General features: G+C 68.8%; 24 protein-coding genes. 7 read left to right on the top strand and 17 right to left on the bottom strand.

From position 1 onward, the window contains the following. Nucleotides 1-510, top strand: a 510-nt coding sequence (locus QZT59_RS08715; protein ID WP_290814337.1) for a hypothetical protein, incomplete at its 5' end; no start/stop codon positions are given. A gap of 30 nt (nucleotides 511-540) precedes the next feature. Here the strand turns inward: QZT59_RS08715 and QZT59_RS08710 are convergent. Next, a complete protein-coding gene (locus tag QZT59_RS08710) occupies nucleotides 541-1,089 on the bottom strand; it encodes a tRNA (cytidine(56)-2'-O)-methyltransferase (protein WP_290814334.1) in 549 nt (182 codons plus the stop codon). 158 nt (nucleotides 1,090-1,247) lie between these two features. Here QZT59_RS08710 and QZT59_RS08705 point away from each other — a divergent pair, with 158 nt between their 5' ends. Then, nucleotides 1,248-1,472, top strand: coding sequence for a hypothetical protein (locus QZT59_RS08705; protein ID WP_290814331.1), 225 nt, complete (start codon nucleotides 1,248-1,250; stop codon nucleotides 1,470-1,472). Nucleotides 1,473-1,504: 32 nt separating this feature from the next. On the opposite strand, the gene QZT59_RS08700 is transcribed toward QZT59_RS08705, so the two are convergent. The 9 genes from QZT59_RS08700 to QZT59_RS08660 form a co-directional block, all read right to left on the bottom strand. Beyond that, nucleotides 1,505-1,966, bottom strand: coding sequence for a universal stress protein (locus tag QZT59_RS08700; RefSeq protein WP_290814329.1), 462 nt, complete (start codon nucleotides 1,964-1,966; stop codon nucleotides 1,505-1,507). 2 nt (nucleotides 1,967-1,968) lie between these two features. Beyond that, nucleotides 1,969-3,684 carry a VC_2705 family sodium/solute symporter gene (locus tag QZT59_RS08695; protein WP_290814326.1) on the bottom strand — a complete coding sequence of 572 codons (1,716 nt, stop codon included), beginning with the start codon at nucleotides 3,682-3,684 and terminating at the stop codon, nucleotides 1,969-1,971. Beyond that, on the bottom strand, nucleotides 3,681-4,127 hold the full coding sequence (locus QZT59_RS08690; RefSeq protein WP_290814323.1) for a DUF4212 domain-containing protein: 447 nt from the start codon (nucleotides 4,125-4,127) through the stop codon (nucleotides 3,681-3,683). The genes QZT59_RS08695 and QZT59_RS08690 overlap by 4 nt, the downstream gene beginning before the upstream one ends. Before the next feature lie 127 nt (nucleotides 4,128-4,254). Further along, entirely contained in the window at nucleotides 4,255-6,240 is a 1,986-nt protein-coding gene (acs, locus tag QZT59_RS08685; RefSeq protein ID WP_290814320.1) for an acetate--CoA ligase, read from the bottom strand. 436 nt (nucleotides 6,241-6,676) lie between these two features. Continuing rightward, complete coding sequence (locus QZT59_RS08680) at nucleotides 6,677-6,814, bottom strand: ribbon-helix-helix protein, CopG family (protein WP_290814317.1); 138 nt, start codon at nucleotides 6,812-6,814, stop codon at nucleotides 6,677-6,679. 5 nt (nucleotides 6,815-6,819) lie between these two features. Then, entirely contained in the window at nucleotides 6,820-8,739 is a 1,920-nt protein-coding gene (locus QZT59_RS08675; protein ID WP_290814314.1) for an ATP-binding protein, read from the bottom strand. A gap of 354 nt (nucleotides 8,740-9,093) precedes the next feature. Then, entirely contained in the window at nucleotides 9,094-9,732 is a 639-nt protein-coding gene (locus QZT59_RS08670; protein ID WP_290814311.1) for a hypothetical protein, read from the bottom strand. Nucleotides 9,733-9,899: 167 nt separating this feature from the next. Beyond that, entirely contained in the window at nucleotides 9,900-10,250 is a 351-nt protein-coding gene (locus QZT59_RS08665; protein ID WP_290814310.1) for a hypothetical protein, read from the bottom strand. 46 nt (nucleotides 10,251-10,296) lie between these two features. Continuing rightward, nucleotides 10,297-11,589, bottom strand: coding sequence for a DNA double-strand break repair nuclease NurA (locus QZT59_RS08660; RefSeq protein ID WP_290814308.1), 1,293 nt, complete (start codon nucleotides 11,587-11,589; stop codon nucleotides 10,297-10,299). A 275-nt stretch (nucleotides 11,590-11,864) separates the two neighbouring features. Between QZT59_RS08660 and QZT59_RS08655 the strand changes: the two genes are divergently transcribed. Further along, on the top strand, nucleotides 11,865-12,161 hold the full coding sequence (locus tag QZT59_RS08655; RefSeq protein WP_290814306.1) for a hypothetical protein: 297 nt from the start codon (nucleotides 11,865-11,867) through the stop codon (nucleotides 12,159-12,161). Between the two features lie 179 nt (nucleotides 12,162-12,340). On the opposite strand, the gene QZT59_RS08650 is transcribed toward QZT59_RS08655, so the two are convergent. Continuing rightward, entirely contained in the window at nucleotides 12,341-13,336 is a 996-nt protein-coding gene (locus tag QZT59_RS08650; RefSeq protein WP_290814304.1) for a hypothetical protein, read from the bottom strand. A 158-nt stretch (nucleotides 13,337-13,494) separates the two neighbouring features. Between QZT59_RS08650 and gpmI the strand changes: the two genes are divergently transcribed. From gpmI to QZT59_RS08635, 3 genes are all read left to right on the top strand, one after another. Continuing rightward, nucleotides 13,495-15,021, top strand: coding sequence for a 2,3-bisphosphoglycerate-independent phosphoglycerate mutase (gene gpmI / locus QZT59_RS08645; protein ID WP_290814301.1), 1,527 nt, complete (start codon nucleotides 13,495-13,497; stop codon nucleotides 15,019-15,021). A 172-nt stretch (nucleotides 15,022-15,193) separates the two neighbouring features. Continuing rightward, a complete protein-coding gene (locus tag QZT59_RS08640; RefSeq protein WP_290814299.1) occupies nucleotides 15,194-16,480 on the top strand; it encodes an O-acetylhomoserine aminocarboxypropyltransferase/cysteine synthase family protein in 1,287 nt (428 codons plus the stop codon). 72 nt (nucleotides 16,481-16,552) lie between these two features. Then, nucleotides 16,553-17,218 carry a GNAT family N-acetyltransferase gene (locus QZT59_RS08635; RefSeq protein ID WP_290814297.1) on the top strand — a complete coding sequence of 222 codons (666 nt, stop codon included), beginning with the start codon at nucleotides 16,553-16,555 and terminating at the stop codon, nucleotides 17,216-17,218. Nucleotides 17,219-17,258: 40 nt separating this feature from the next. Here the strand turns inward: QZT59_RS08635 and QZT59_RS08630 are convergent, their stop codons facing one another. The 4 genes from QZT59_RS08630 to nadC all read right to left on the bottom strand — a co-directional run bounded on the left by QZT59_RS08630 (nucleotide 17,259) and on the right by nadC (nucleotide 20,898). Beyond that, nucleotides 17,259-17,669 carry a hypothetical protein gene (locus tag QZT59_RS08630; RefSeq protein ID WP_290814295.1) on the bottom strand — a complete coding sequence of 137 codons (411 nt, stop codon included), beginning with the start codon at nucleotides 17,667-17,669 and terminating at the stop codon, nucleotides 17,259-17,261. Between the two features lie 66 nt (nucleotides 17,670-17,735). After that, complete coding sequence (locus QZT59_RS08625; protein WP_290814292.1) at nucleotides 17,736-18,686, bottom strand: D-2-hydroxyacid dehydrogenase; 951 nt, start codon at nucleotides 18,684-18,686, stop codon at nucleotides 17,736-17,738. Nucleotides 18,687-18,903: 217 nt separating this feature from the next. Then, nucleotides 18,904-19,806 carry a proline iminopeptidase-family hydrolase gene (locus tag QZT59_RS08620; protein ID WP_290814289.1) on the bottom strand — a complete coding sequence of 301 codons (903 nt, stop codon included), beginning with the start codon at nucleotides 19,804-19,806 and terminating at the stop codon, nucleotides 18,904-18,906. A 270-nt stretch (nucleotides 19,807-20,076) separates the two neighbouring features. Then, entirely contained in the window at nucleotides 20,077-20,898 is an 822-nt protein-coding gene (gene nadC, locus QZT59_RS08615) for a carboxylating nicotinate-nucleotide diphosphorylase (RefSeq protein WP_290814287.1), read from the bottom strand. A 123-nt stretch (nucleotides 20,899-21,021) separates the two neighbouring features. Here nadC and QZT59_RS08610 point away from each other — a divergent pair, with 123 nt between their 5' ends. Then, nucleotides 21,022-22,311, top strand: a complete 1,290-nt coding sequence (locus tag QZT59_RS08610; RefSeq protein ID WP_290814285.1) for a hypothetical protein — start codon at nucleotides 21,022-21,024, stop codon at nucleotides 22,309-22,311. Between the two features lie 79 nt (nucleotides 22,312-22,390). Here the strand turns inward: QZT59_RS08610 and QZT59_RS08605 are convergent, their stop codons facing one another. Together QZT59_RS08605 and nadA are read right to left on the bottom strand one after the other, a co-directional pair. After that, nucleotides 22,391-23,971, bottom strand: a complete 1,581-nt coding sequence (locus QZT59_RS08605; protein WP_290814283.1) for an L-aspartate oxidase — start codon at nucleotides 23,969-23,971, stop codon at nucleotides 22,391-22,393. A 2-nt stretch (nucleotides 23,972-23,973) separates the two neighbouring features. Next, nucleotides 23,974-25,107: a quinolinate synthase NadA gene (gene nadA, locus QZT59_RS08600; protein ID WP_290814281.1), complete on the bottom strand. Its 1,134-nt coding sequence runs from the start codon at nucleotides 25,105-25,107 to the stop codon at nucleotides 23,974-23,976. Between the last annotated feature and the right edge of the window lie 125 nt (nucleotides 25,108-25,232).

The raw sequence follows: 25,232 nt of genomic DNA, 5'->3' as shown, positions 1-25,232 counted from the left end.
GAAGACGACGAGATGGAAGAAGACGACGAGATGGAAGAAGACGACGAAGAGGAGGACGACGACGAGATGGACGACGACGAGGAGCACACCCTCACCGTCACGGTCGAAAACGAGGACGAGGACCCGGTCGAGGGCGCGACGGTCACCGTCGAGTCGGACGACGATGAGGACGACGACGGGATGGACGACGAGGACGACGAAGACGACGGGATGGACGACGAGGACGACGACAACGGGATGGACGACGAGGACGACGACAACGGGATGGACGACGACGATGACGACGAAGAACACGAAGAGGAAACCGACGAGGACGGCGAAGCGGAGTTCGACCTCGCGGACGGCGACTACACCGTGATGGCCGAATACGACGATGAGGAGGACGAGGACGACGTCACGATCGACGGCGACGACGAGGAGCTGACGCTAACCCTCGACGTCGATGTCGACGATGACGACGATGACGATGACGACGACGATGACGATGACGATGACGACGACGGGCTGTAACGAATAGACTCACCAGCTCCGACGGTCGGCTCACTCTTCGTCGGCCGGTTCGACCTGCTTTCCGGTAGCCTTGGGCACGACCCGCCGTTCGGCGTCCTTCCACTCCCTGTCGAGCTCCCGACCCTCGAAGAGCCGATCGAGGAACACGGCCAGTCCGGCCACCTCGGAGTGGGGCTGATTCGTCACGCCGACGTTCCAGTCGGCGGCTTCGTAGACCTCGAAGGGGACCTTCTCGGAGCCGACGACGACGAGTAGCGACTCGCCGCGGTCCGCGACGGCGTCGCGGATCTGGTCCTCGACGTCCTGGATCCGCTCGCCGTACATCGTCAGGTGGGCGACGCGGCCGTCCCAGTTACGTATCACGCCGCGAGGCGAGTCCGTCCGCTCGACGTCGAAGGGGCCGCCGAAGCGGTCGGTGATGTCGCGGACGGTCGCCACGGCGTCGCCGGCGTTCTCCGGGAAGATTACGCGGTCGGCGCCGAGCGCCCGGGCCGTCAGGCCGACGTGGGACGTCATCCGATCGTCCCGCCCCGGTCGATGACCCAGCCTGAGGACCGCGACCGCGGCCAACTCTTCCATGGAGCAAGTTCCGTCGGCGGTCATATGTGGGTTCGGGTTCGACTCGATCGTCCCGTCAGCGACGCGAACAGGCTTTTCCCCCGCCGGGTGTCACCGACGCGTATGGACGACGGGACGACGGCACCGGACACGACCGCCAGAACCGGGAGGTGGCGCGGGTGAACCCACTCGCGGAGTGGGTCGCGAGCGTCCGCGAGGATCGACTCGGTCTCCTCGTCGACCTCGCGTTCGCGGTCGCCTGGGTCACGATGGTCGAGGTGGTCTTCCGGGTCGTCGACGGTCCGACGTGGGCGTACTACCTGGCGATGCTGTCGGGTATCGTCGCTTACTTCGGCTTCGTCTGGAACCTCGAGGTCGCGACGGGCGGTCGGGATGGCGACTGAGCGCCGCCGACCGTCGGTCGCCCGGCCTATCCTCAGCGATCTTTGGCGACGTCCACCACCAACACCGGAACGTGCGTCGTCCGGAGCGTCCGCTCGGCGACGCTGCCGAGGAGCGCGCGACGGACGCCGCCGCGGCCGGCCGAGCCCATGACGATCAGGTCCACGCCGTGATCGTCGGCGTAGTTGGCGATCTGGCGGTGGGGCGAGCCGGCCTGAACGGCTTCCGTGACCGAAATTCCCAGGGCGTCGCCCTTCTCGACGACCGATCCCGTCGCCCGTCGGGCCCGCTCCTGGAGCTCCGGCATCTCCTCGAATCGTCCGGCTTTGATTCGATCGACCTGCTCCGTTCCGAGGCTGATGTCGACCGCGCCGATGTCGACCACGTACAGCGCGTGGACGTCGGCGTCGTACCGCTGGGCGAGGTCGAGCGCGTGGTCGATGGCCGTTTCCGCGATGTCGCTGCCGTCCGTCGGGACGAGAATGGTATCGTACATTGTCAGTCTTCCTCGGTTCCGCCGTCGGTGAGCGCGTCCTCGGCGGAGTCCATCTGTTGCATCGGTTCGGGGCTGTGACACTGGCGGACCAGTCGCTTGACGTGCATCGGCGGGTCGTCGGTGAGGAACGACACGACGACGATCACCAGGAACGCGACCGGGACGCCGATCAGCGCGGAGGAGGTCGGCGGCAGGATCGTCGCGAGCGTCGGCGAGATCGCGTCGCCGGGGATCAGGCCCGTGTATCCCGGTATCGTCGCGTTGAGGATCGCACCGAAGGAGATGACGACCCCGGTGAGCATGCCGGCGATCGCGCCTTCGCGGGTGGTATTCTCCCACCAGAGCCCCAGGAAGAACACGGGGAAGAACACGCAGGCGGCGATCGCGAACGCCATCCCGACGAGTTCGCCGATCAGCGCGGGTGGATCGAGGGCGACGACGGTGACCAACACGCCGATCCCGACGATCGTCAGACGACCCACGAACACCTGTTCACGCTGACTGGCCTCTTCCTTGTAGAGATTTGTGTAGATGTCGTGGGCCGCGGCCGACGATGCGGAGATGAACAGCCCGGCGGTCGTCGCCAGCGCCGCGGCGACCGCGCCGGCGGCGACCAGCCCGACCAGCGCCGTCGGCAGGTCGGCCAACTGGGCGGTCAACGCGACCAGCGCGTCGGCGTCGGCGCCCGGCATGTCCATGAAGGTATCCACCTCGCCGACGGTGACGGCCGTGTCGGTGTCCTGGACCGGGTCCTGGTACAGCAACCCGCCGAAGACCGCGTACGCCGCGGTTCCCCAGTACAGCAGACAGATGAACAGCAACCCCCAGACGGTCGACCAGCGGGCCGTCCGCTCGTTATCGACCGTGTAGAACCGCACGAGGACGTGTGGCAGACCGCACGTCCCGAGGATGAGGCTGACCGTCAGCGCCACCCAGTGATAGTAGCTGCCGTGGGCGAACGGTTCGACGAACTGGGCGTCGATCTCGTCGACGATCTCGGCCGTCTCCGCGCCGAACTCGAGGTACGGCATCACCGTCGAGTACCCTTGGGTCCAGCCGACGGCGTACATCCCGAGGAAGAACGCGATGATGAGGATGACGTACTGGATCGCCATGTTCTTCGTCGCGCCCAGCATCCCCGAGAGGGCGACGTACCCGACGGTGACGCCCATGAAGATGATGACGCTGATCTCGTAGGGCAACCCGAGGATGTACTGGCCCATCAGGCCCATGCCGAGTCCCTGACCGATCGCGTAGACGAACGCGATCGCGAGGGTCGTAAACGCCGCGATGCCGCGGGCGGTGTCCGAGTAGAACCTGTCGCCGACGAAGTCCGGCGCCGTGTACTTCCCAAACCGGCGGAACTGGGCGGCCATGAAGATGAGCAGGATGAAGTAACCGGTGGTCCAGCCGACGACGTACGCCAGGCCGAAGTAGCCGAGCGTGGCGACGAGCGCGGCGACGCCCAGGTAGGAGGCGGCGCTCATCCAGTTGGCGCCGATCGCCATCCCGTTCTCGATCGGACCGATCGAGCGGCCCGCCACCCACAGGTCGTCGACCTCCGCGACGCGGAAGAAGTACCCGACGCCGAGGAACAGGATCAACATCGCGACGACGGTCAGCGCGGGCACGAGCTTGAACCCCGGATCGAGCGCCGTCTCGTACTCCTGCAGGAGGAGCGCCTCCGACGCGGTTCCGAAGAGCGGTCGCGCGATCACTCCTCCTCACCCCCGTCGGCCACCGCCGCCCCGGCCGGTTCGTCCTCTTCGGCCGCGTGAGAAATGCCGTACTTCTCGTCCAGACGATCCCGATACCAGGCGTAGAACGCCGCGAGCACCAGCGCCGCCGCGGGCGCGATCAGGGCCGTCAGGAAGAAGTTCAGCGGGTAGCCGCCGAGCACCCGCGTCTCGGTCATGAACGCCGGCCAGAAGTAGCTGGCCGTGACCGGCCCGAAGATGAAGAGCAACCACGCGGCGAACAGGCCGAAGATCATCTTCAGATTGTCCCGCATAAACGGCGTCGCCGGCCGGAACAGGTTGATCTCCTCGTCGAGGTAATCCGGATGCTGACGATCCGCGTCGACGGCGCCGCCGTCGGGCTCCGACGCGACGTCGGTCTCGGACCGATCGGACGACCCGGCGTCGGTATCGTCGGTCGTCATGCTCCACCTCCGGTGACCGGACGGTCGGTCGGTCGTCCGTCTATCGTCGGCGTCGAAGCGATCCGCGTTGACGGGGAGAGCAGCGTCGATGGAGAGAGCCGTGGTGACGTAGGGGTCCGCATCGCGATCACCTTTCCCCCACCGATCCCTGGATCTTCTCGACGACCTCGGGGTTGCGAAGCGTGGAGGTGTCGCCGAGCTCTTCCCCCGAAGCGATGTCCTCGAGCAGGCGACGCATGATCTTCCCCGAGCGGGTCTTCGGGAGTTCGGGCGTGAAGACGACCTCCTCCGGGCGGGCGATCGGGCCGATGGCGTCTTCGACGTTCGCGACGATCTCCTCGCGGAGCGCCTCGTCGCCGTCGGCCGCCTCTTCGGTGATGACGTAGGCGAAGACGGCTTCGCCCTTGACTTCGTGGTCGCCGCCGACGACGGCGGCCTCCGCGACCCCTTCGGTGCCGACGATCGCCGACTCGATCTCCATCGTCCCCAGGCGGTGTCCGGCGACGTTGATGACGTCGTCGACGCGGCCCAGGATGGTGATGTAGCCGTCCTCGTCGAGTTTGGCACCGTCCTCGGGGAAGTAGATCCAGTCGTCGGGGTCGTCGCTGCCCGTATCGGAGTACTCCGCCCAGTACTCGGAGACGAATCGGTCGTCGTTCCGATAGAGCGTCCGGAGCATCCCGGGCCAGGGCCTGTCGATCGTGAGGTAGCCCGCCCGCCCGGCCTCGACTTCCGTCCCGCCGACGTCGACGACTCTGGCGTCGATCCCGGGTAACGGCGGCCCCGCCGAGCCGGGCTTCATCGTGTTGACGCCGGGGAGCGTGGTGATCATCATCCCGCCCGTCTCCGTCTGCCACCAGGTGTCGACGATGGGGCACTCCTCGCTCCCGATGTGTCTGTAGTACCACTTCCAGGCTCGCGGGTTGATCGGCTCGCCGACGGTTCCCAGGAGGCGGAGGCTCGAGAGGTCGTGGCGCTCGGGGTACTCCTCGCCCCACTTCATGAACGCCCGGATCGCCGTCGGCGCCGTGTAGAAGATGTCGACCTCGTTGTCGGCGACGATCTCCCACATCCTGTCGCGCTCGGGGTGGTCGGGCGTTCCCTCGTACAGCAGGGTCGTCGTTCCGAGCGCGAGCGGCCCGTAGACGATGTAGGAGTGACCCGTGATCCAGCCGATGTCCGCCGCGCACCAGTAGGTGTCTTCGGCTTCGATATCGAGGACGGCGCGGCTGGTCCAGGCCGCGTAGGCGAGGTAGCCCCCGGTCGTGTGCTTGACGCCTTTGGGCTGACCGGTCGTCCCAGAGGTGTACATGAGAAACAGCATATCCTCGGCGTCTCGCGGGACCGGTTCGACCGAGGCGCCCGCGTGCTCGTCGACGAGCTCGCCGAAGTCGCGCTGGTCCCCGCCGGCGGTCGTGTCGGCGTCGGCGCCGAGGCGGTCGACGACGACCACCTCGGAGACGCCGTGATCGACGCTCTCCAGGCCCTCGTTCGCCTTCGCGAGGTGATCGAGCGCCTCGCCGCGGCGGTAGTAGCCGTCGCAGGTGACCAGGTACTCGCTGTCGGCCGAGGTCATCCGCGTCGCCAGCGCGTCGGCCGAGAAGCCGGCGAACACCGCCGAGTGCGGCGCGCCGATGCGCGCGCAGGCGAGCATCGCGATCGGCAGCTCCGGGATCATCGGCAGGTAGAGCGTGACGACGTCGTCCGCCTCGACGCCGAGGTCTCGAAGTCCGGCCGCGAACGCCTCCACTTCCTCCCGGAGCCCGTCGTACGTGTAGGTTCGCGTCTCGCCCGGCTCGCCCACCCACTCGATCGCGACCTCGTCGCCGCGTCCCGCCTCGACGTGACGGTCGATGCAGTTGTGCGACGCGTTCAGCTTCCCGTCGACGAACCACTCGTAGAACGGCGCCTCGCTCTCGTCGAGAACCTCGTCGTACGACTCGTCCCACTCCAGCAGGTCGGCGGCCCGCTCCCAGCAGCCGGGCCAGTTCTCCGCGAACGCCTCGTAGATTCCCTCGTCGGTCACGTTCGCCTGCTCGACGAACGATTCGGGCGGTTCGAACGCCTCCTGTTCTTCGAGTCTCGCTTCGAGTTCTGTGTCGTCGTCGGTCATGGATAGTGTGGACCCAAAAGCAGGCCATGCCAACTATTACCAACCAAAGAAAGAGGACCGACCGTTCATCGCGGGAAACGAACCGATACCGGCTATAACCGGAGAATACCGTCGCATTCGATCGGTGGCTATCGGCACCCGACCGAGTCCGCCGTCGGCTATCGACCACCAAATGGCGGCGCGCGCGCCGACGGCGCTCGTCTCGGGATCCGGGTCGCATCGGAAATACATCGCTACCGCGAGATTGCGATCGGGTCATCGGGACCGGTCACCCCGTTCAGTCCCGAAGGGCTATCGGCACCGAGCCCCGGATTCGGCGCGCTCGACCTTCACGCGGGGTGCCGGGTTCCATGGGGACAACCCTTACGCGACATGCCGGGTTCGGCGCGCTCGACCCTCACGCGGGGTGCCGGGACGATTCGGCTCGCCGCCGACGTCACTCGCCCCGCTTGCGTTCGAGCCACTCTTCGAGCAGCCGCCGGATCGCCTCGTCGCGGTGGACGTGCTCGGTCCGGCAGTAGACGTCCAGGTCGGCCGCCAGGTCGTCCGCGAGGTCGACGCGACACTCTTCCATCGGAATCACTCCCTCCCGTGTCGCGTCAGACAGTGCTCGAGTCCGACGAGTTCGACGGGCTCGGAGTTGTCCGGCGAGTAGACGACCATCTGGCCTTTCTCCATGTACGGCACCTTCGACTCCAGCTCGCGCGGGATGTTGACGCTCTTGATCGCGTCCTCGTCTCCGAGGTTCAGGACGATCGTCGTGTTGAGCTGCTTGAAGACGGCGTCGTCGATGTCCTGGGGGTCCTGGGTGACGAGAAAGAGGCCGAGGCGCTCCTTGCGCCCCTGCTTTGCGGCCTCCGTGAATTTCCGGATCACCTTGCCGGCCTGGACGCTCTCGGCGTCCGTCAGGAAGTTGTGGGCCTCGTCCATCCCGAGTATCAGCGGCGTCTCCTTGATCCGGTCGAACGTCGGATCGTTCGAGAGCTTCTCGTCGATCAGCAGGCTCGAGAGCGCGAGGACGACGGCTTCGGTCGCCCGGGAGTCGCTCAGGTGGTAGGTCGGGACGACCGAGAGGCGCCCGGGCCGGACGAACTCGTGAACGAGGTCGGTGATCGGCCTGGCGTCCTGGTCGAACACGTGACCGAAGCCGCGGATCCGCCGCCGGAGCGCGTCGAAGGTCGCCTCGTGAACCAGACCGTTCTCGTCTAGCTCCTCGCGGAGGGCAGTATCGTCCAGAAAGCCGGTGAACTCGTCGTAGGTCGAACCCTGCCCGTACTGGCGCCTGAATCGGGGGAGGAGCACGTTCACGAGCGCACCGTACTGGTTGTCGTTGAGGCCGCTGCCGGCGACGAGCCACGGGTTGTCGTCGACCATCGAGAACGGGATCGTGAACTCGATCTGCTCGGCGCGGTGGTGGCCCGCCGAATACGTGGCCGAGCCCACCTTCGGGACGAACGCGACGGTATCGTCGTGGCCGCCGTGGGCGATCCCCTCCCGCTCGAGCCGGCGGGCGAACTCGTCGTCGTAGTCGCCCTCGTCGTGCATCTGGGCGTACTCGTCCTGCGGATCGAACTGGACGATCGCCGGGTGCACCTCGCGACCGTCTTCCATGGGATACCGGCGGTCGTCGGCGAGGTACTGGCGCAGGACGTTTTTCGCCGCGTGGGTCTTTCCCGACCCCGTACCGCCGGCGATCAGCGTGTGTCGGAAAACCAGGGGATCGCCGGACCGGTAGTCGTCTTTCACGCGGTAATCGATCGTCGGCGGCGACGCCGCGGTGCGGACCGTCTCGCCGCCGACCGAGAGGTGGCCGAGAAAGACGCCGGCTTCCGGGATCTTGAGGCCGGTCTTGATCTCGGCGGGATCCGTCGCCCGCCGCAGGACCGTCTGGGGCTTGGGCACCCGATCGGTCATACGGCGCTTGAGTTCGCCGCCGTCGTCGAAGAGGACGGCCACGGGATCGAGGCTCGCGACGAACTTGTAGTCGGCCTCGTCGATCCCGTCGGTGCGCATGGCGCGGCGCGCGTGGATCTCCGTCGCGTCGTCGGCCCGGTACTGCTGGGCGTACTCCAGACCGGAGATGCGACAGAACAGCGTTTCCCCGTCCGGGTACGGCGCCAGGAGGTAACTCCCGAGGCGGATCCCCGATCGATTCCCGCGAGTGACGTAGGCCTCGAGCGTCGTGTCCTCTTCGTCCGCGGCCACCCGCAGCCCCTTGGAGACGCAGATGGCGCCGATTCCCTCGTCGGCCCCGTCCGGTTCGACGCTCGTCCGTTCGAAGCGGTCGCTTCCACCCGCGTCGGTCGACGGCGGTGGCGAACCGGCTGCCTCGTCATCAGACTCGGTCGTCGCCGATCCGCTCGCGTCGTCACCCGACTCGGTTGTCGCCGCCGTTACGGCGTCGCCCGCGGCTTCGTCTCCACCGTCCCGCGTCCCGGATCCGTCCGCTCCCGACTCGTCGTCGGCGGCGAAGTCGTCGAAATCCCCGAGATCGGTCATACTCACTCAATCCGACGCATCCCTAAAACCCGTTTCCCCTCGGCGGCTGACGGACGTCAGACGCTCCGGGCCCCGGACGGGCGATTCGACGGGCGTGCGTCGCCGTTCTCGACGATCGGACCGACGACGAATCGTCCATCGACGTCCCCGACGAACGGGATCGACCCCCCGGCGAACGGGCTCGGAACGCCCCCGACGAGCGAGATCGACCCCCTCGGCGACGGGGCCCCAACGCCCTCGAGGACCCGACCGACGGATGAACGAGAAACGAACGGGTCGCGAGCCGAAACGCGCGTCGAACGCGAGCGACGGCCGCGCGATCGCGATCCGCCGACGCGACCGATCGGACGGCGATTAGGAGGTCCGAGCGGTGACGACGTCTTCCGCGGAATCGTACTCCACGAGGCCGACCGCGGACAGCGCCGCGAGGTGCGAGTGGTGCAGCGACACCCGAACGCGGTCGACGGCGGTCGCCGAAACGTCGGCCGGGTTCGTGGCGTGTTCACGGGCAGCGACGTGGCGGGCCAGTTCGTCCACCGAGCGCGCGCGCTCGCCCTCCTGCAAGACGGCGAGGACCAGGCGCCGTCGAGACTGGGAGAGTCGACCGAGCAACCGCGAGGAGGCCGCCGTCGATCGATCGTCGACGAGCTCGCGTACGCGTTCGGCGGAGACGCCGTCACCGAGCGCCACCACGTCGGACGTTCGATCCCACTCGACGATGCGGTGGGAGGCCAGCGCCGGGAGGTGGTGATGGCGGAGCGAGATGGCGATCATTCGCCGCTCTCGCTCGGCGACGTCGGCGACGGACTTCTCGGACTCGCCCGCGGCCACGAGACGGGCCAGCTCCCCCGTCTCCACGGGCCCGTCGGTGCGGGCCAGCGCCGCGAGAACGGCCACCCGTCGCGGGGGCGAGAGGATCGCGAACGCGTCGACCGAACCCGTCGACGCGTTGGTCCCGCCGGTGTCCACCGGGTACCGCAGTCCAGAAGCCATTACTATCGGAAGAGGCGTTGGGAGCTAAAGGTTCGCCCCAAATCCTGTAGGGCCGGGACGAGCACGGAGCGATGGGGACGCGAGGTTCGAGCGGAGGCGACGACGAAAACGCGGCGAGGCGGACGTGGTGTAGGCGCGAGTCGACGACCGGCTTTCCGCCGGCGGAATCACCCGGCGTCGGACTCGCAAACGTCGCCGTTCTCGACGGTCACCGAGACCGAGTCCGGCGCCACGCCGATGCGCGCGAACTGCGTCCGGACGTGGTCCTTCGCGGCCGCGACCGCCTGGGCGCGGGTGTCGAAACCGCGGGGCATCGGCGACTCGAAGGCGACGTTGATCTCGCGGTCGGCGATCTCGAGGCTCGACCCGCCGCTGTCGACCTCGTAGAACTCGTCGCAGACCCAGACGTAGGCCGCGTCCTCGTCGGGAGCGCCCCGGAACTGCGGCGCGTCCTCGCCGCGCTCGTAGATCGTCCCGGTGAGCTCGGTGCCGCCCGCCCGTCCACGGACCAAGAGCATGGGATGACGTTCCACCGCCGAGGGTAAAAGCCGTTGGCCGGCCCGCTCATCGACCGCGCGCTGCGCCGACGAATCCGCCCTCCCCGTCCCACCGGTGATCGTCGTAGTTCCGATCCCAGGTCGACTCGAACCGGTCTTCCAGCGCCTCCCGAAGCGACGCTTTCTCCGGCGCGCTGATGCGGGCGAGTTCGTCGGCCTTCGCGACGACCCGCGGGGGGCCGCCCGCGATCGCGACGTCCGCCAGCAGCTGTCTGGTGAGCCGCGCTCTCGTCTCGTCGTCGCGAGTGAACGCGTAGGGCGCCTCGACCCGGTAGCAGAGGTCCTCGCGGGGATCGTAGACGGCGAAGAAAGTGACTTCGTACGCCTCCCGGTCGAGGCGCCGGTCGACGCCGAGGGCGTTCCCGTCGACCGAGAGCGGCCGGTCGACGCCGCCGCGCGAGCGAAACCAGCCGGTGTAGCTCAGCGCGTCCGCGTCGCGCTCCCAGCGCTCGCCGTCGACGTCGTCGACGTACTCGCCGCGTTCGAGCACGCGAGTGAAGAACGCGGTATCGTCGGTCCAGGGCGCCTCGGCCCCCTTCTCGGCGACCGTTCGCGAGATGACGCGCGTCGCCGGGTTCTTGACGAAGCCGACCAGGGGGACCTCGCGCTCGACGAACGTCTCCACGAGGCGAACGTAGTTCTCGAGGACCGACCGCGGACGGTGGTCCTCGATCAGCAGCTCGGCGAGGTCCGGATGCTGGTCGTTCCAGCGCAGGAGTCCGCGGGGGTACAGCGGCCCGTCGAGTACCAGGAGGTCGGACACGTCTTCGGCGTGCTCCAGGGCGTGCTCGCTCTCGGCGAGGTAGAGCGCGAGCGCGTGAACGACGCCCTCCGCGAAACGCGGAAGCGGGGGGACCTTGATCGCTCGGCTCCGACTGTACCCCTCGTCGAATCGATCCCAGCGATCGTCGACGGTGGCCGTCGGATCGTTCGAGTGGACCGACGCGACGACGGTCCGCGAGCGGTGGACGTCGAGGTCCGACGGCGTCGCGGCCATCGCCGCCTGCGCGACGTCGATCACCAGCCCGTTGCGAAACGTCGTCGGGTTGATCGTTCCGGCGTCGAGGCCGTGTTCGGTCGGAAACGGACGATCCGCGAGGGCGACGTCCTCCACGTCGACGAGCCGGCGTACCACCGACTCGATCGGCTCGAGCACGACGCGGCCCCCGTCGACGAGCGGATCGAGGAACTCCGCCCAGACGGTCTCCGCGTACGCCCGGTGGTCCCGCTCGGACGCGCCGTGATCGATCCGTCGCGCGAGTCGCGCGATGCCGTCGAAGTGGACCGGATCGAGCGTCATGGTTCCCGGAACCGATGCCACCGCCAAAAATCTCGCGGTCGACCCGGTCTCGGCCGGTCCGACCGTCGGGGCGGCTGATCGTCGGGGCGGCTGATCGTCGGGGCGGCTGATCGTCGGGGCGGCCGACCGTCGGGGCGGCTGATCGTCGGGGCGGCTGATCGTCCCCGGAGGTAGCGGTGGCGTTCGATCACCTCCGGCCCGCAGGTTAACTCGGCCGCGGAATAACAATTATCAGAAGCCTTATGATTCCGGACGGGTTGTTCCCTTCCACCTCGATGTCCCAGCGCGATCCGGACGCGGTCGATCCCGAGTGCGAGGCGATCAACTGGCGACGAACCGACGACGGCGTCGAACTCTACGACGAGACGAACGCGGACGCCTGGGTCCACGTCTCCTGGACCGCCGGCACGCCGCCGGAGAAACGACTCTTTTCGGTCTGCCCCGAGTGCGGCGCGGTCGCCGCCCAGCGCGGTCCGCCCGGCCGGGGAACCGTCTGCGGCGACTGCGGGACCGCGTACGATCACGCCCTGGATGCGGACGGACGGTCACACGCCCTCGACCGCGAGAAGTGAAGCGACGAAACGAGGTCGCTCTCGAGACGGGGAACGAAGTCGCTCGCGAGACGATAAACGAGGTCGCTCGCGAGACTGGAGCTCACCGTGCGCGTCGGGACGGGCGCGAGGACGACCGACGAATCGGACGCTCGACCGGACGCGGTCGCCCGGAAGAGCGCCGCCGGACTTCCTCCGTATTACCGCACCGTTTCCTCGGCCACGGGCCGACCCGCCCGCGCGAGTTCGAGGTACCGTTGCAGTTCGTTCCGGTCGCCCAGCTCGGCTAAGAGGGACTCTTCCGCCGCCGTGAGATCGGACCTGGACTGCAGCTCTCGAACCCGTTCCAATCGACTGAGCACCGTGTACGCCTCCAGCGTCTCCCTGAGGTGGTGGAGATCGGTTTCCGACGATCGACCCTTTCCGTTCAATTGCGCGATCAACGCGGCCACCCGCCGATCGATCTCCATCCGCCGCCGGTTCGCGACGTTCTTATCGATCTGGACGACGGCGTAGCTGGCGTCCGTGTATTCGACCGCGCTCCCGTCGACGCCTTCGACCATGCGGAGGTCGTCGTCGAGCGACAGGTCGCGATTGCGAACGCCGTTCTTCGTGCACACGTAATAGCCGGGTTGTAACAGCCGACGACCCGTTTCGGGCTCCGCCATCTCGAGCGTCAGCCGCCGGTCGAGGATCGGCCCGTGCCGTTCGATGTCGTTCACGACGGAAACCAGCCTGTCGGCTTCGCGACCGACGTCGCCGGAGTAGGGGGCGAGCAAGGGAAACGCGCCCGCCGGCGTCGTCGCCAGTTTCCCCATCTCCGTCTTGATCTCGCTCGGTACGCCCTTCAGGTCGTAGATCTTCACGCGCAGGTGGAACCGCTCGTCGCGCAGGTCCCGCTTCGAGACGACGACGTCGTCGGAGAACTCGCCGTACCAGCCGAGCTCGTCCTCCGCGCCGACGTAGTGGACGCGGTCGACGATCGGCTTCTCGCCGAAGGCGTACTCGGTCGCGACGAACAGATCGTTCGTACTCCGGAAGAGCGACCATCGATCGTGGTCGTCGAGGACCATCGCGCCGCGCAACCGAACCCGCATGGGTTCGGACTCCGCGAACACGTCGTCTTCCGAGAAGCCGGTATCGAGGGGCCGGAGGCGACCCGACGGACTACCGGCACCTCCTGTGCCGAGCCACATACCGCCGGGGTTCACCGTTCGCGAACAAGAGGGCTTTGCCACGTTCCAGTTGGTGCGACGGCGAATGCACTCGTTAACGGGTGCGTTCGGCGAGCCGCCGTCCCGACGCTCTCCCGGCGAACGACAGCTAGATACGCCGCGCCCTTGACCGACCGACCATGCAGGCGGCACTGATCGTGCTCGACGGCTGGGGGCTCGGCGACGAGGAGGGCGGCCGTGACGCGGTCGAGGCGGCGCACACGCCGGTCTTCGACCGGCTCGCCCGGGACGGCGCGTACGGCGAGCTCGAGGTGTCCGGTCGCCGGGTCGGACTGCCCGACGGGCAGATGGGCAACAGCGAGGTCGGCCACCTCAACATCGGCGCCGGCCGGGTCGTCTACCAGGAGTACACTCGAATCGGCGACGCCATCGCCGACGGCTCGTTCCGCCGGAACGACGCGATCGACCGGGCGTTCGAGCAGGTCCGCGAGAACGACGGCGTACTTCACTTCCTCGGACTCGTCAGCGACGGCGGCGTTCACTCCGATCACCGCCACCTCCACGCGCTGATCGAGCTCGCCGGCGACCGGGACGTCGAGGCGGTCACCCACGCGTTCACCGACGGCCGCGACACGTCGCCCCGCGGCGGCGTCGAGTACCTCGCGGCGCTCGAGTCCGTCGTCGCCGAGGCCGGTACGGGCCACGTGGCAACCGTCTCCGGGCGGTACTACGCGATGGATCGGGACCAGAACTGGGACCGCACGAAGCGAGCCTACGACGCCATCGTGAGCCGCGAGGCGGAGTTCGAGGCCGCGTCGCCGGTCGAAGCGGTCGAGCACTCGTACGAGAGCGGCCGGACGGACGAGTTCGTCGAACCGACGCTCGTGCGGGGCGCGCCGGCGCTCGAAGACGGTGACGCGGCAGTCTGGTTCAACTTCCGGTCGGATCGCGCCCGCCAGCTCACACGGATGCTCGCCGACGTCCGGCCGGAGGACTGGGCCGACGAGTTCGAGACCGATCCGCCGGACGCGGCGGTCGTGATGATGACCCAGTACGACGAGACGTTCGACCTCCCGGTCGCGTTCCCGCCGACCCAGCCGGCGAACGTCCTCGGTGAGGTGCTCGCCGAGGCCGGGAAACGCCAGCTCCGCATCGCCGAGTCCGAGAAGTACGCCCACGTCACCTACTTCCTGAACGGCGGCCGCGAGGTGGCGTTCGAGGGCGAGATTCGAGAGATCGTGGAGAGCCCGGAGGTTCCCACGTACGATCTGCAGCCGGAGATGAGCGCGCCCGAAGTGACCGACGCCGCGATCCGACTCGTCGAGTCGGCGGACCCCGACGTCCTCGTCCTCAACTACGCGAATCCGGACATGGTCGGCCACACCGGCGACTACCGGGCGGCCGTCGAGGCCGTCGAGGCCGTCGACGAGCAGCTGGGCCGGCTCGCGAAAACGATCCGGGACCGCGGCGGGCACGCGATCGTGACCGCCGACCACGGGAACGCCGACGACATGGGCACGGCCGAGGACCCGCACACGGCTCACACCGCCAACGACGTGCCGTTCATCTACGTTTCGCCGGACCGCGACGACGGCGGCCGCGAGGTGCGTCCGGGCGGGACCCTCGCCGACGTCGCGCCGACGCTGCTGGAGCTGATCGGCGTCGACGTACCCTCGGAGATGACCGGCGAATCCCTGCTGAAATAGCTACGGCGCCCCGGCCAGCAAACTGCCGGAATAGCTTCGGTGCCTCGGACACCGAACCGGGTCGGCCTGGGCGGGTGGGGAGCGAGACCGAACGGGTTCGACGTGAACCGCAGTAGCGTCCGATATTGCAGCTACTGGGACCGTTATGGCGCTCCGGCGGCAGGCTCCGGGCATGGGAGACGACAGCGACGATCACCGATTCGCCACCCGCAGCGTGCACGCGGGCCAGGAGCCCGACCCGACGACCGGCGCTCGCGCGCCGCCGCTCTACCAGACGACATCGTACGTCTTCGAGGACACCGACCACGCGGCGAGCCTCTTCGCCCTCGAGGAGTTCGGGAACATCTACTCCCGGATCATGAACCCGACGAACGCGATGCTCGAAGAGCGCGTCGCCAGCCTCGAGGGCGGCGTGGGCGCGCTCGCGACCTCCTCGGGGATGGCGGCGTTCGACCTGGCGACGTTCATCCTCTGTGAGGCCGGCGACAACATCGTGAGCGCCTCCTCGCTGTACGGCGGCACCTACACCTACCTCACTCACACCGTCGAGAAGCGCGGTATCGAGACGACGTTCGTCGACACGCTCGACTACGACGCCTACGAGGAGGCGATCGACGACGACACCGCGTTCGTCCACCTCGAGACGATCGGCAACCCGGCGCTGGTGACTCCCGACATCGAACGCATCGCCGACATCGCCCACGACCACGACGTCCCGCTGTTCGTCGACAACACGTTCGCGACCCCCTACCTCTGCAATCCGATCGAGCACGGCGCCGACCTCGTCTGGCACTCGACGACCAAGTGGATGCACGGAGCCGGTTCGACGATCGGCGGAATCCTCGTCGACGGCGGCACGTTCCCCTGGGACGAGGGGAACTACCCCGAGATCGCCGAACCCAATCCGGCCTACCACGGCGTGAACTTCTACGAGACCTTCGGCGAGGCGGCGTTCACGATCGCCGCACGCACGCGAGGACTGCGCGACCTCGGCAACCAGCAGGCGCCGTTCGACGCCTGGGTCACCCTCCAGAAGCTCGAGAGCTTGCCCCTTCGGATGGAGAAACACTGCGAGAACGCGCTGGCCGTCGCGGAGTACCTCGCGGATCACCCGGCCGTTTCGTGGGTCACCTACCCCGGCCTCGAGGACCACGAGACCCACGAGAACGCCACGACGTACCTTGATGGTGGATACGGCGGCATCATCACCTTCGGACTCGAGGGCGGCTACGAGGCCGCCGAGGGCGTCTGCAACGACGTCGAACTCACGAGCATGCTCGCCAACGTCGGCGACGCGAAGACGCTGATCATCCACCCGGCGAGCACGACCCACCAGCAGCTCACCGAGGAGGAACAGCTCGCGAGCGGCGTCACGCCGGAACTCGTCCGGATCTCCGTCGGGATCGAGGACGTCGAAGACGTGATCGCCGACCTCGACCGGGCGCTCGAGGCGGTCTGAGCCCATCGACGGTCCGCGGTCGCGCTCCTCGAATACGCGCCCCTTAAGATCCACCGCGAACGACCGGCGCCCGTGCAATCCACCGTCGAGATTCGCCGCGCTCGCGCCGACGACGCGCCGGCGATCGCCGCCTGCTACCGCGACGCCTACCGAACGGCTGCCGAACTGGGCTATCCGTCGCGGATGACGGAGATCGACGCGAAGACGGTCGCCGACTGGCTCGCTGCCGACGCCGTCACGCTGGTGGCCAGGCCGACGGACGGAGACGGGAGCTCGACCGACGGGGACGGCGGCGGGGTCGACGAGGACGGCGACGTCGGCTCGACCGACGAGGACGGCGACGTCGGCTCGACCGACGAGGACGGCGGTTTGGCCGACGAGGACGGCGGCGAGTCAATCGACGAGGACGGCGGCGACGGCGGCGCGGTCGACGAGGACGGCGGCGAGTCGGTCGTCGGCACCGTCCGCATGCTGGAGAAACGACCGGCACCCTATCTCGAGCGCCTCGCCGTCGCCGAGGCGTGGCAGGGCCGCGGACTGGCCGACCGCCTCGTCGACCGCGTCGAAACGATCGCCGCGGATCGCGGGTACGAGTGCATCCAGTTGACCGCGTTCGACGGCCACCCGTTCCTCTTCGACTGGTACGCCTCGCGGGGCTACGAACCGATCGAGCGCCACCGACGGCCGGAACGGCCGTACGACTTCGTCACGATGGAGCGGCGGTTCGCCGACGACTGACGCCGCTCGCGGTTGGGCTACGGGGGCCGCCCCTCGTCGGTCACCGGCGGGGGACGATCGACGCGAGGAGCGCGTAGCCCATCGTTCCGACCGCGAAGGCGGCCGCGTATCCCGCGCGCAGCGACTCGAAGAGGGTGCCCCAGGCGAGGAGGGTGAGGGTCGCCAGCCCGAGCGCGAGGCCGGCGCCACCACGGTGGAACCACGGCCGGCCACGTTCGGCCATCGTCCCGGAGGCGCCGGACCGCGCCGCGTACAGGTACGGCACCAGCGACCCGGCGCTCGCCCCAGCGAGCCCGCCCACGACGGTGGCGTAGGTCGACGGATCGATCGTTCGGGCCACGACCACGGCGACGGCGAGCCCCGCGATCGCCGTCACGGCCAGGTGACGCGCACCGACGCCGGCGACCGTCTCGTCGGCCGACCCGGCCCGTTCGCGTCCGGAGTCCGTCATCGTCCGGTGACTCACCGACGCGCGAGGAATACCTTTCTCCGAGACGCACGGCGCGAAACCGGGCGCTCAGACGACCCGGTTGCGCATCCCGTCCCGGTCCCCGGCGACGAACCGTTCGTAGTTCTCCCGGAAGATCTCGGCGACGCGATCGTAGTACCGCGGCGTCGAGCCCGCGACGTGCGGGGTCACGAGGACGTTGGGCAGATCCCACAGCGGCGAGTCCGACGGCAGCGGCTCCGTCGAGAAGACGTCGAGCGCCGCACCCCCGATCCGGCCCTGCTGGAGGGACTCGACCAGCGCGTCTTGGTCGACGACGTCGCCGCGGGCGACGTTCACGAGGACCGCGTCGCGGGGCATCGTCTCGAAGGCCGCGGCGTCGATCAGTTCGCGGGTCTCGTCCGTCAGCGGGCACGCGAGAACCAGGTACTGCGAGCGGTGGAGCACCGCGTCCAGTTCCGCCGGGGGAACCGCCTCGTCGACGGCGTCCGGTGCGGTCGACGGATCGCGCTTGGTCCCGATCACGTCGCAACCCACCGCCGACGCGAGTTCGGCGACGCGACCCCCAATGGCGCCGAGGCCGACGATCCCGACGGTCTTCGAGCCGAGCTCGCCCCCGCCGTCGCGGAGCCAGACGCCGTCGCGCTGGCGCTCGCGGGCCTCGAACAGCGTCCGCTCGAAGCCGAGCATCGCGCCGAGCACCCACTCGCCGATGGGCTGACCGTGGACGCCGGCGGCGGTCGTCAGGGCGATCCCCGACTCCTCGAGCGCGTCGAGGTCGTAGTGATCGTAGCCGGCGGAGGTGGCCTGAGCCCACTGGAGTCGGTCGGCGCGTTCCAGCCACTCGTCGGGGAGCCGCGGCGTGAGGGCGACGGTGGCGCGCTCGAACGCCTCGCGGGACTCGGCCGGCGTGTCGGCGACGGTGATCGTCGCGTCCTCGAGGTCGCGGAGTTCCGGAACGAGGGTCTCGCGAGCCTCCGCGGAGTACGAGTGCGGGATCAGGATCTCCTGGTCGGTCATCGCCCTGGACATACCGCCCCGCGGAGTCGGTTCTTTCGGTTGCGGAGAACCGTACGGACCCCGTTCGGACGACCGTCGGTGAGGAACCCACTCGGCACGGACGAGCGGATCCCTCTCGTGCGCGCGTCGAACCCCGACGGACCGGAGAGCTCCGCCCGGCGCCGCCGATCCCGGCCGTGCCGTCCTCGATCCCGCGTTCCGCCTCCCGCCAACGGCCTCAGCGGCCCTCGGCGAGGAACCGCTCGACGCGTTCGGTGTGGGCCTCGGGCTCCTCCCAGAGCGGCATGTGACTGCTCTCCTCGAACTCGACGAGCGTCGCGTCCGGAATCCGGTCCGCGATGTCGGCGCCGATCGACGGGTCGATCTCGTCGTGTGCGCCCGTGAGCACGAGGGTCGGAACGTCGATCTCTCCGAGACGGTCGCGAACGTCCCAGCCGCGCAGTCGAGCCGTCTCCAGGAGCACGTACTCGTTGGGCCCCCACATGAGCCCGTAGACGTCCTCGTTAACGTTCGAGAGCGTCCGACGCACGGGGTCGGGATACTCCTCGAGCCGGCAGACGTGGGACCGATAGACGTCGTCGAGGACGTCGAGGTAGGCGGGATCGTCGTAGGCACGACGCCCCTCGCAGCGCTCGACGATCTCGAGATCGTCATCGGCCAGCGCCTCGACGTGACTCCGCATCGACTCGTACGCCGAGGCGGTGTCGGCGAGCGTATTCGCGAGGACGAGACTCGAGAGTCGGTCCCCGTATTCCAGCGCGTACTCCAGGGCGAGCATGCCGCCCCACGACTGCCCGTAGACGTGGAAGTTCTCGGGTTCGAGCTCGCGACGGATCGCCTCCACCTCGTCGCGGTAGTGCTCGACGGTGTACCGGTCGAAGTCTCCCGGTACCGGACCGTCCGACCTGCCGACGCCGAACTGGTCGTAAAGGACGACTCGTCGCTCGGAGCCGCCGTGACGCGAGAGTGGGAGGAGGTAGTCGTGGGGCATTCCCGGTCCGCCGTGCAGTCCGAGCACCACGTCGTCGCCCGTCCCGAATCGTCGGTAGTAGAGTTCGTACTCGTCGATCGGGAGGTATCCCTCGGCGTGTGCCGTCTCGAGGTAGTCCTCGTCGGTCATTCGTCTCCGCTCGAACGCTCGCCGCGAATCCGCATATACGTTCGGCCCGACCGGTCCTCGGCCGGAGACCACGAGCCTGACAGCGGGGCGAACTCGGGACGCTCGCGAATCCTCTGTTGCGATCGATCGATGTCGGCCGTACCCGGAAGGTTGCTCGCCGATCCGAACGGCGACTCACTCGCCCGTCCGAACGGAAACTCACTCGCCCGTCCGAACGGCGACTCACTCGCCCGTCCGGACGGAGGTTCACCCGGCCGTCCGAACGGAGATTCACTCACCCGTCCGGAACGACAGGTCGAGCGACGGCGCCGAGTGGGTCAGACTCCCCATGGAGATCACGTCGACGCCGGTCGCGGCGTACTCCCGCACGTCCGCGGTGGTAATGCCGCCGCTCGCCTCGGTGAGGACGTCGTCGTGACCCGCCTCCACCAGTCGGTCGATCGCCGCCCGGACGTCCGTCGGCGCCATGTTGTCGAGTAGGACGATGTCGGCGCCCGCTTCGGCCGCCCGCGGCGCGTCGGCGACGCGCTCGACCTCGACCTCGATCTTGGTGGCGAACGAGACGCGCTCGCGGAAGTGCTCGACGGCGCCCTCGAGGCCCAGCTCCGCGACGTGGTTGTCCTTCACCATGACCATGTGCGAGAGGTCGAGGCGGTGGGTGTCGCCGCCGCCGGCGACCACCGCCCGCTTCTCGATCCCGCGGAGACCCGGCGTCGTCTTTCGCGTCGCGGCGATCCGGACCGAATCCGACTCCGTGCGGGCCGCATCCACGGCGCGCTTCGTCCGCGTCGCGATCCCCGAGGCGTGGCCGGCCAGGTTCACCGCGATCCGCTCGCCGCGCAGCACGGCCCGCGCCGGCCCCTCGACGCGGAGCAGTTCGTCGCCAGGTTCGAGGCCGACGCCCGCTTCGATTCGATCCGTGACGGTCGCGTCGAGGTACTCGAACACCGCCGACGCGGCGTCGACTCCCGCCGCCGCGCCGGCCTCCTTCGCGACGAGCCGCCCGGTCGTCGCTCCGGGGACGTCGTTGGTCACGTCGTGGTGACCGACGTCCTCGCGGAGCCAGCGTTCCACCTGCGCGTCGGTGATCATCCTGTCGGCGAGAACGACCCGATCCGGGATAAACGGACCGTCTCGACGGCGGCCCGATCCCAGATTCACGCCTCGCGGCCGGGAGCGTCAACGGTTTGGCTCCACGGGACGTAGCCGCGATCCATGCGGGGACGGAATCCGACGCGCCGGCGAGTGCTCCACGCGGGAAGTCTGACCGCCACGACGGTCCTGGCGGGCTGTACCCTCCCCAGGAGCAATCCGTCCAACCCGGAATCGAAGCGATTCCTCGAGTTCGAGGAGGTCGACGAGCGATTTCGAGAGCGGACGGAATCGGTCTACGAACGCGTGGTCGAGCTGGCTGACGCGGAGCTCGCCGCGTCGACGACGGTCCGCCTCATCGATCGCACCGAAATGCGCGAACTCGCGTCGCCGACCGGACTGTTCGGCGAGACGACGACCCAGCGCCTCGCCCACCGGGCGCTCGGCCTGATAGAGGACCTCGACGCGAGCGTCCCGTTCGAGTTCTCCGGGGCGTACTTCTCCGGGTCGAGGGAAGTGATCTTCGTCGCCACCGACGCGGAGACGGTCGACGACCAGCTGATCGCCCACGAACTCCTCCACGCCGTCCAGTTCCAGGAGGGCGGCGCGAGCGAGTGGGACCACGGCTGGTCGACGGGGTTCGACCGACACAAGGCCCAGCGGAGTCTCGTCGAGGGAACGGCCCAGTTCCTCGAAGACGAGTACGTGGGGGGCTGTGACGGCGAGTTCTCGGACTGTCGGTTGCGCAACGCCGCCGCCGCTAACGCCGCCGGCTGGGACGAGGAGTGGCTGCTCGCGTTCGGGCCGTACGTGAACGGACACGACTTCGCCGCCGCGCTGGCGGATCGGGGCGGCTGGGAGGCCGTCTGGGACGCCCACGAGGCGCCGCCCACCCACACCGGCCAGGTGCTGAAGCCGGAGTGGTACCCGGATCGGGAGCCCGCCGACGTCGCCGTCGAGGACGAGTCGAACGAGGAGTGGGAACTGCTCGACCGCGAGCGGCTCGGCATGCAGTCCGCGTTCGCGACCCTCTGGCACGCGAGGGCGCTCCCGTACGAGGAAGTGTACGCGGACGAGGACACGGACGAAGACGAGGTCTTCACCGGGCTGGTGCGATACCGATCCGCCGAAACCGACGCCTGGCGCGGGGACGAGTTCGTCGCACACGAGCGCGAGGACGGCCGGTACGGCTGGCAGTGGACGCTCCGCTGGGCCGACTCCGCGGCCGCGGAGGACGCGTACGAGCTGTTCCGGGTCTGGGCGGACGAGCGCGGCGAGGCGACCGACGACGATGGCGTCTGGGAACGGGAGACCGGCACGGAGGCGCTCGCGCTCGACGGCGAAGAGCTGCTCGTCGGCTCGGCGCCGGAGACCGACGCCCTCGAGACGCTTTCACCCGCGCTGGGCGAGTGACCCCCAAAGCGGGTGCCGCGAGCGGATCTTAGGGGAACCGCTCAGTCGTCCGTCGGCGGCTCCGCTTTTGGGCGGCCGCTCAGTCGCCCGTCGGCGGCCCAACCTCCGCCTCTTCGACCACGTAGTGACAGCCGACGGACGCCTCGTTCTCGCGCGCCGCGCGGGCGATCAGCAACGCGGTGACGCTCGCGTTCCGGAGCTCGTAGAGGTCTCTGGCCGTCCGGGTCCGGACGTATGCGTCGACCTCGCCCTTGAGTCGCCGGAGGATCGCACCTGCGCGGGCGATCCCGTCGGGATCGCGCTCGAGGCCGAGGTACTCATCCATCGTCCGGCGCAGCCGGGTGAACTTCTCGGCGGCGAACCGCGGCGGCAGGTCGGGATCGCTGTTCAGCAGTTCGGGCGCCTCGACGAGGGTCGGTCCCGCCTCGCCGTCGACGTCGAGGGCGGCGCCCTCGCCGGCCCGGAGGCCCCACACGAGCCCCTCGAGGAGGCTCGTACTCGCGAGGCGGTTGGCGCCGTGTACGCCCGTCCGCGCGCACTCGCCGACGGCGTACAACCCGTCGAGACTCGTCCGCCCCCGGTCGTCGACGTCGATCCCGCCGCAGAGGAAGTGTTCGCACGGCGCGACGGGGATCCGATCGCCCGCGACGCCGCGCTCTGCGCACTCGGCGGCGAGGTCGGGGAACGCGTCCGCGAACGGCTCCTCGAGCGTGCTCACGTCGAGGAGGACCTCGCCCGTCCGCTCGCGTTCGCGGGCGACGGCGCGCGCGACGACGTCGCGCGGGGCGAGCTCGCCGTCTTCGTGGTACTCGGGCATGAACCGGTCGCCGTCCCCGTTCAGCAGGATGGCACCCTCGCCGCGGAGCGCTTCGGACAGCAAGAAGGGGTCGTCGCTCGCGGCCTCGCCGCTCCCATTTTCCGAGGCGCCGGGCCCCTCGCTTCCCGTATAGGCCGTCGGGTGGAACTGCACGTACTCCATGTCGGCGACGTCGGCGCCCGCGAGGGCGGCCATCGCGATGCCGTCGCCGGTCGACCCGGGCGGGTTCGTCGAGCGGGTGTACAGCGAGCCGATCCCGCCGGTGGCGAGGATCGTCGCGCCCGCGTAGATGGGGCGACCCTCGGAGTCCTCGTCGGAGACGACCCCGTGGACGGTTCCCTCGTGGGCGATCAACCGGAGAACGGCGGTATCGTCGCGAACCTCGATCCGATCGTGGTCGTCGACGTGGTCGAGGAACGGCCGCAGGATGTGCGTCCCCGTCGAGGCGTCGACGTGGAGGATTCGGCGCTCCGAGTGGGCAGCTTCGCGGGCGTAGTCGAAGTCGTCGCCGTCGCGGTCGAACTCGATCTCCAGCGTGTCGACGAGGACGTCGTGCACGGCGTGGTCGGCGTCGGAGACGAGGACTTCGACCGCGTCCTCGTCGGCCGTCCAGTCGCTGGCCTCGAAGATGTCCCGCTCGAGTGCTTCGGAATCCCCGCGGGTGGTCGAGATGCCGCCCTGGGCCCAGTCCGTGCTCGCCTCGTCGGGGCGGCTGGCTTTCGTCAGAACCAGGACGTCGGCGCCCTCGCGCGCCGCCGCGAGTGCCGCGGCGCAGCCGGCAATCCCGGATCCCACGACGATCACGTCGGCACGTTCGTGCGCTCGGGTATCCTCTCGAGGCATGGTCAGACCTCGAGCATGCGGTCGAGCGCCACCTTCGCGAGCTCCGCCTCCCGGGGAGCCACCTCGATCACGTTTCGTTCGCGTCCCTCGACGAGTTCCTCCAGCACCCAGGTCAGGTAGTTGGGGTCGATCTGGCGCATCGCGTTGCAGTCCATGCAGGCGTCCCCGCACAGCGCGAGCACCTCCACCTCGGGGTGCCACCGCTGCAGGTGGTTCGTCAGGTGGATCTCGGTGCCGATCGCCCAGATCTCGCCCGGATCGGCGTTCACGATCGTCTCGCAGATCGTGCTCGTCGACCCGACCACGTCGGCGGCCTCGACGACCTCGCGACGACACTCCGGGTGGACGACGACGTTGGCGCCCGGGTGGTCGGCCCGGATCTCCTCGACGTGACGCTCGCGGAAGCGCTCGTGGACCTGGCAGTAGCCGTCCCAGAGGATGATATCCGCCTCGGCGACCTCCTCGGGGTCCTTGCCCTCGGGGTCCCACGGATCCCACGTCGCGATCCGATCCTCCATGCCGAGTTCGTGGGCCGTGTTCTCGCCGAGGTGCTTGTCCGGCAAGAAGAGCACCTTGTCGCCGCGCTCGAACGCCCACCCGAAGGCGCTCGCGGCGTTCGAGGAGGTGCAGACGAGCCCGCCCTGGCTCGCACAGAACGCCTTCAGGTCCGCGTAGGAGTTCATATAGGTGATCGGGACGATCTCGGCGTCCGGCGCGGCCGCGGTGATCTCCGCCCAGGCGGCGTCGACCTGGAGCGCCTCGGCCATCCCCGCCATCGGGCAGGAGGCCTCCATGCTCGGCAGGATCACCGTCTGGTCCTCGTCGGTGATGATGTCCGCCGATTCGGCCATGAACGTGACGCCGCCGAAGACGACGTACTCGGCGTCCGCTTCGGCCGCCCGCTTCGAGAGCTGGTAAGAGTCGCCGACGAAATCGGCGTGCTCGACGATCTCGCGGCGCTGGTAGTTGTGTCCCAGGACGACGACGTCGTCGCCCAGTTCGGCCAACGCGGCCTCGATTCGGGGCGCGCGTTCGTCCTCCGTCAGGTCGCGATACTCGGGGGGCAGCTGCTCCAAGTTGTCGTACTTGAAGAGGCTGAGGTCCGTGTCGATCTCCGCAGTTTCCATCGTTACCATGGCGACACCTGTGCGTTATCCCCTCGTGCGAGGGGCGCCATGAAAAGATTTTATCTTCAATTCGGCCGATCAGTGGGTTACCGGCCCGCGGACCGGGAACGTTCGGGTCGGAAATGATCGGTTCC

Source organism: Halovivax sp. (assembly GCA_007119345.1).
Lineage (GTDB): Archaea > Halobacteriota > Halobacteria > Halobacteriales > Natrialbaceae > Halovivax.
Note: the sequence above shows the minus strand (reverse complement) of the source record. Positions and strands in the feature narration are given on the sequence as shown.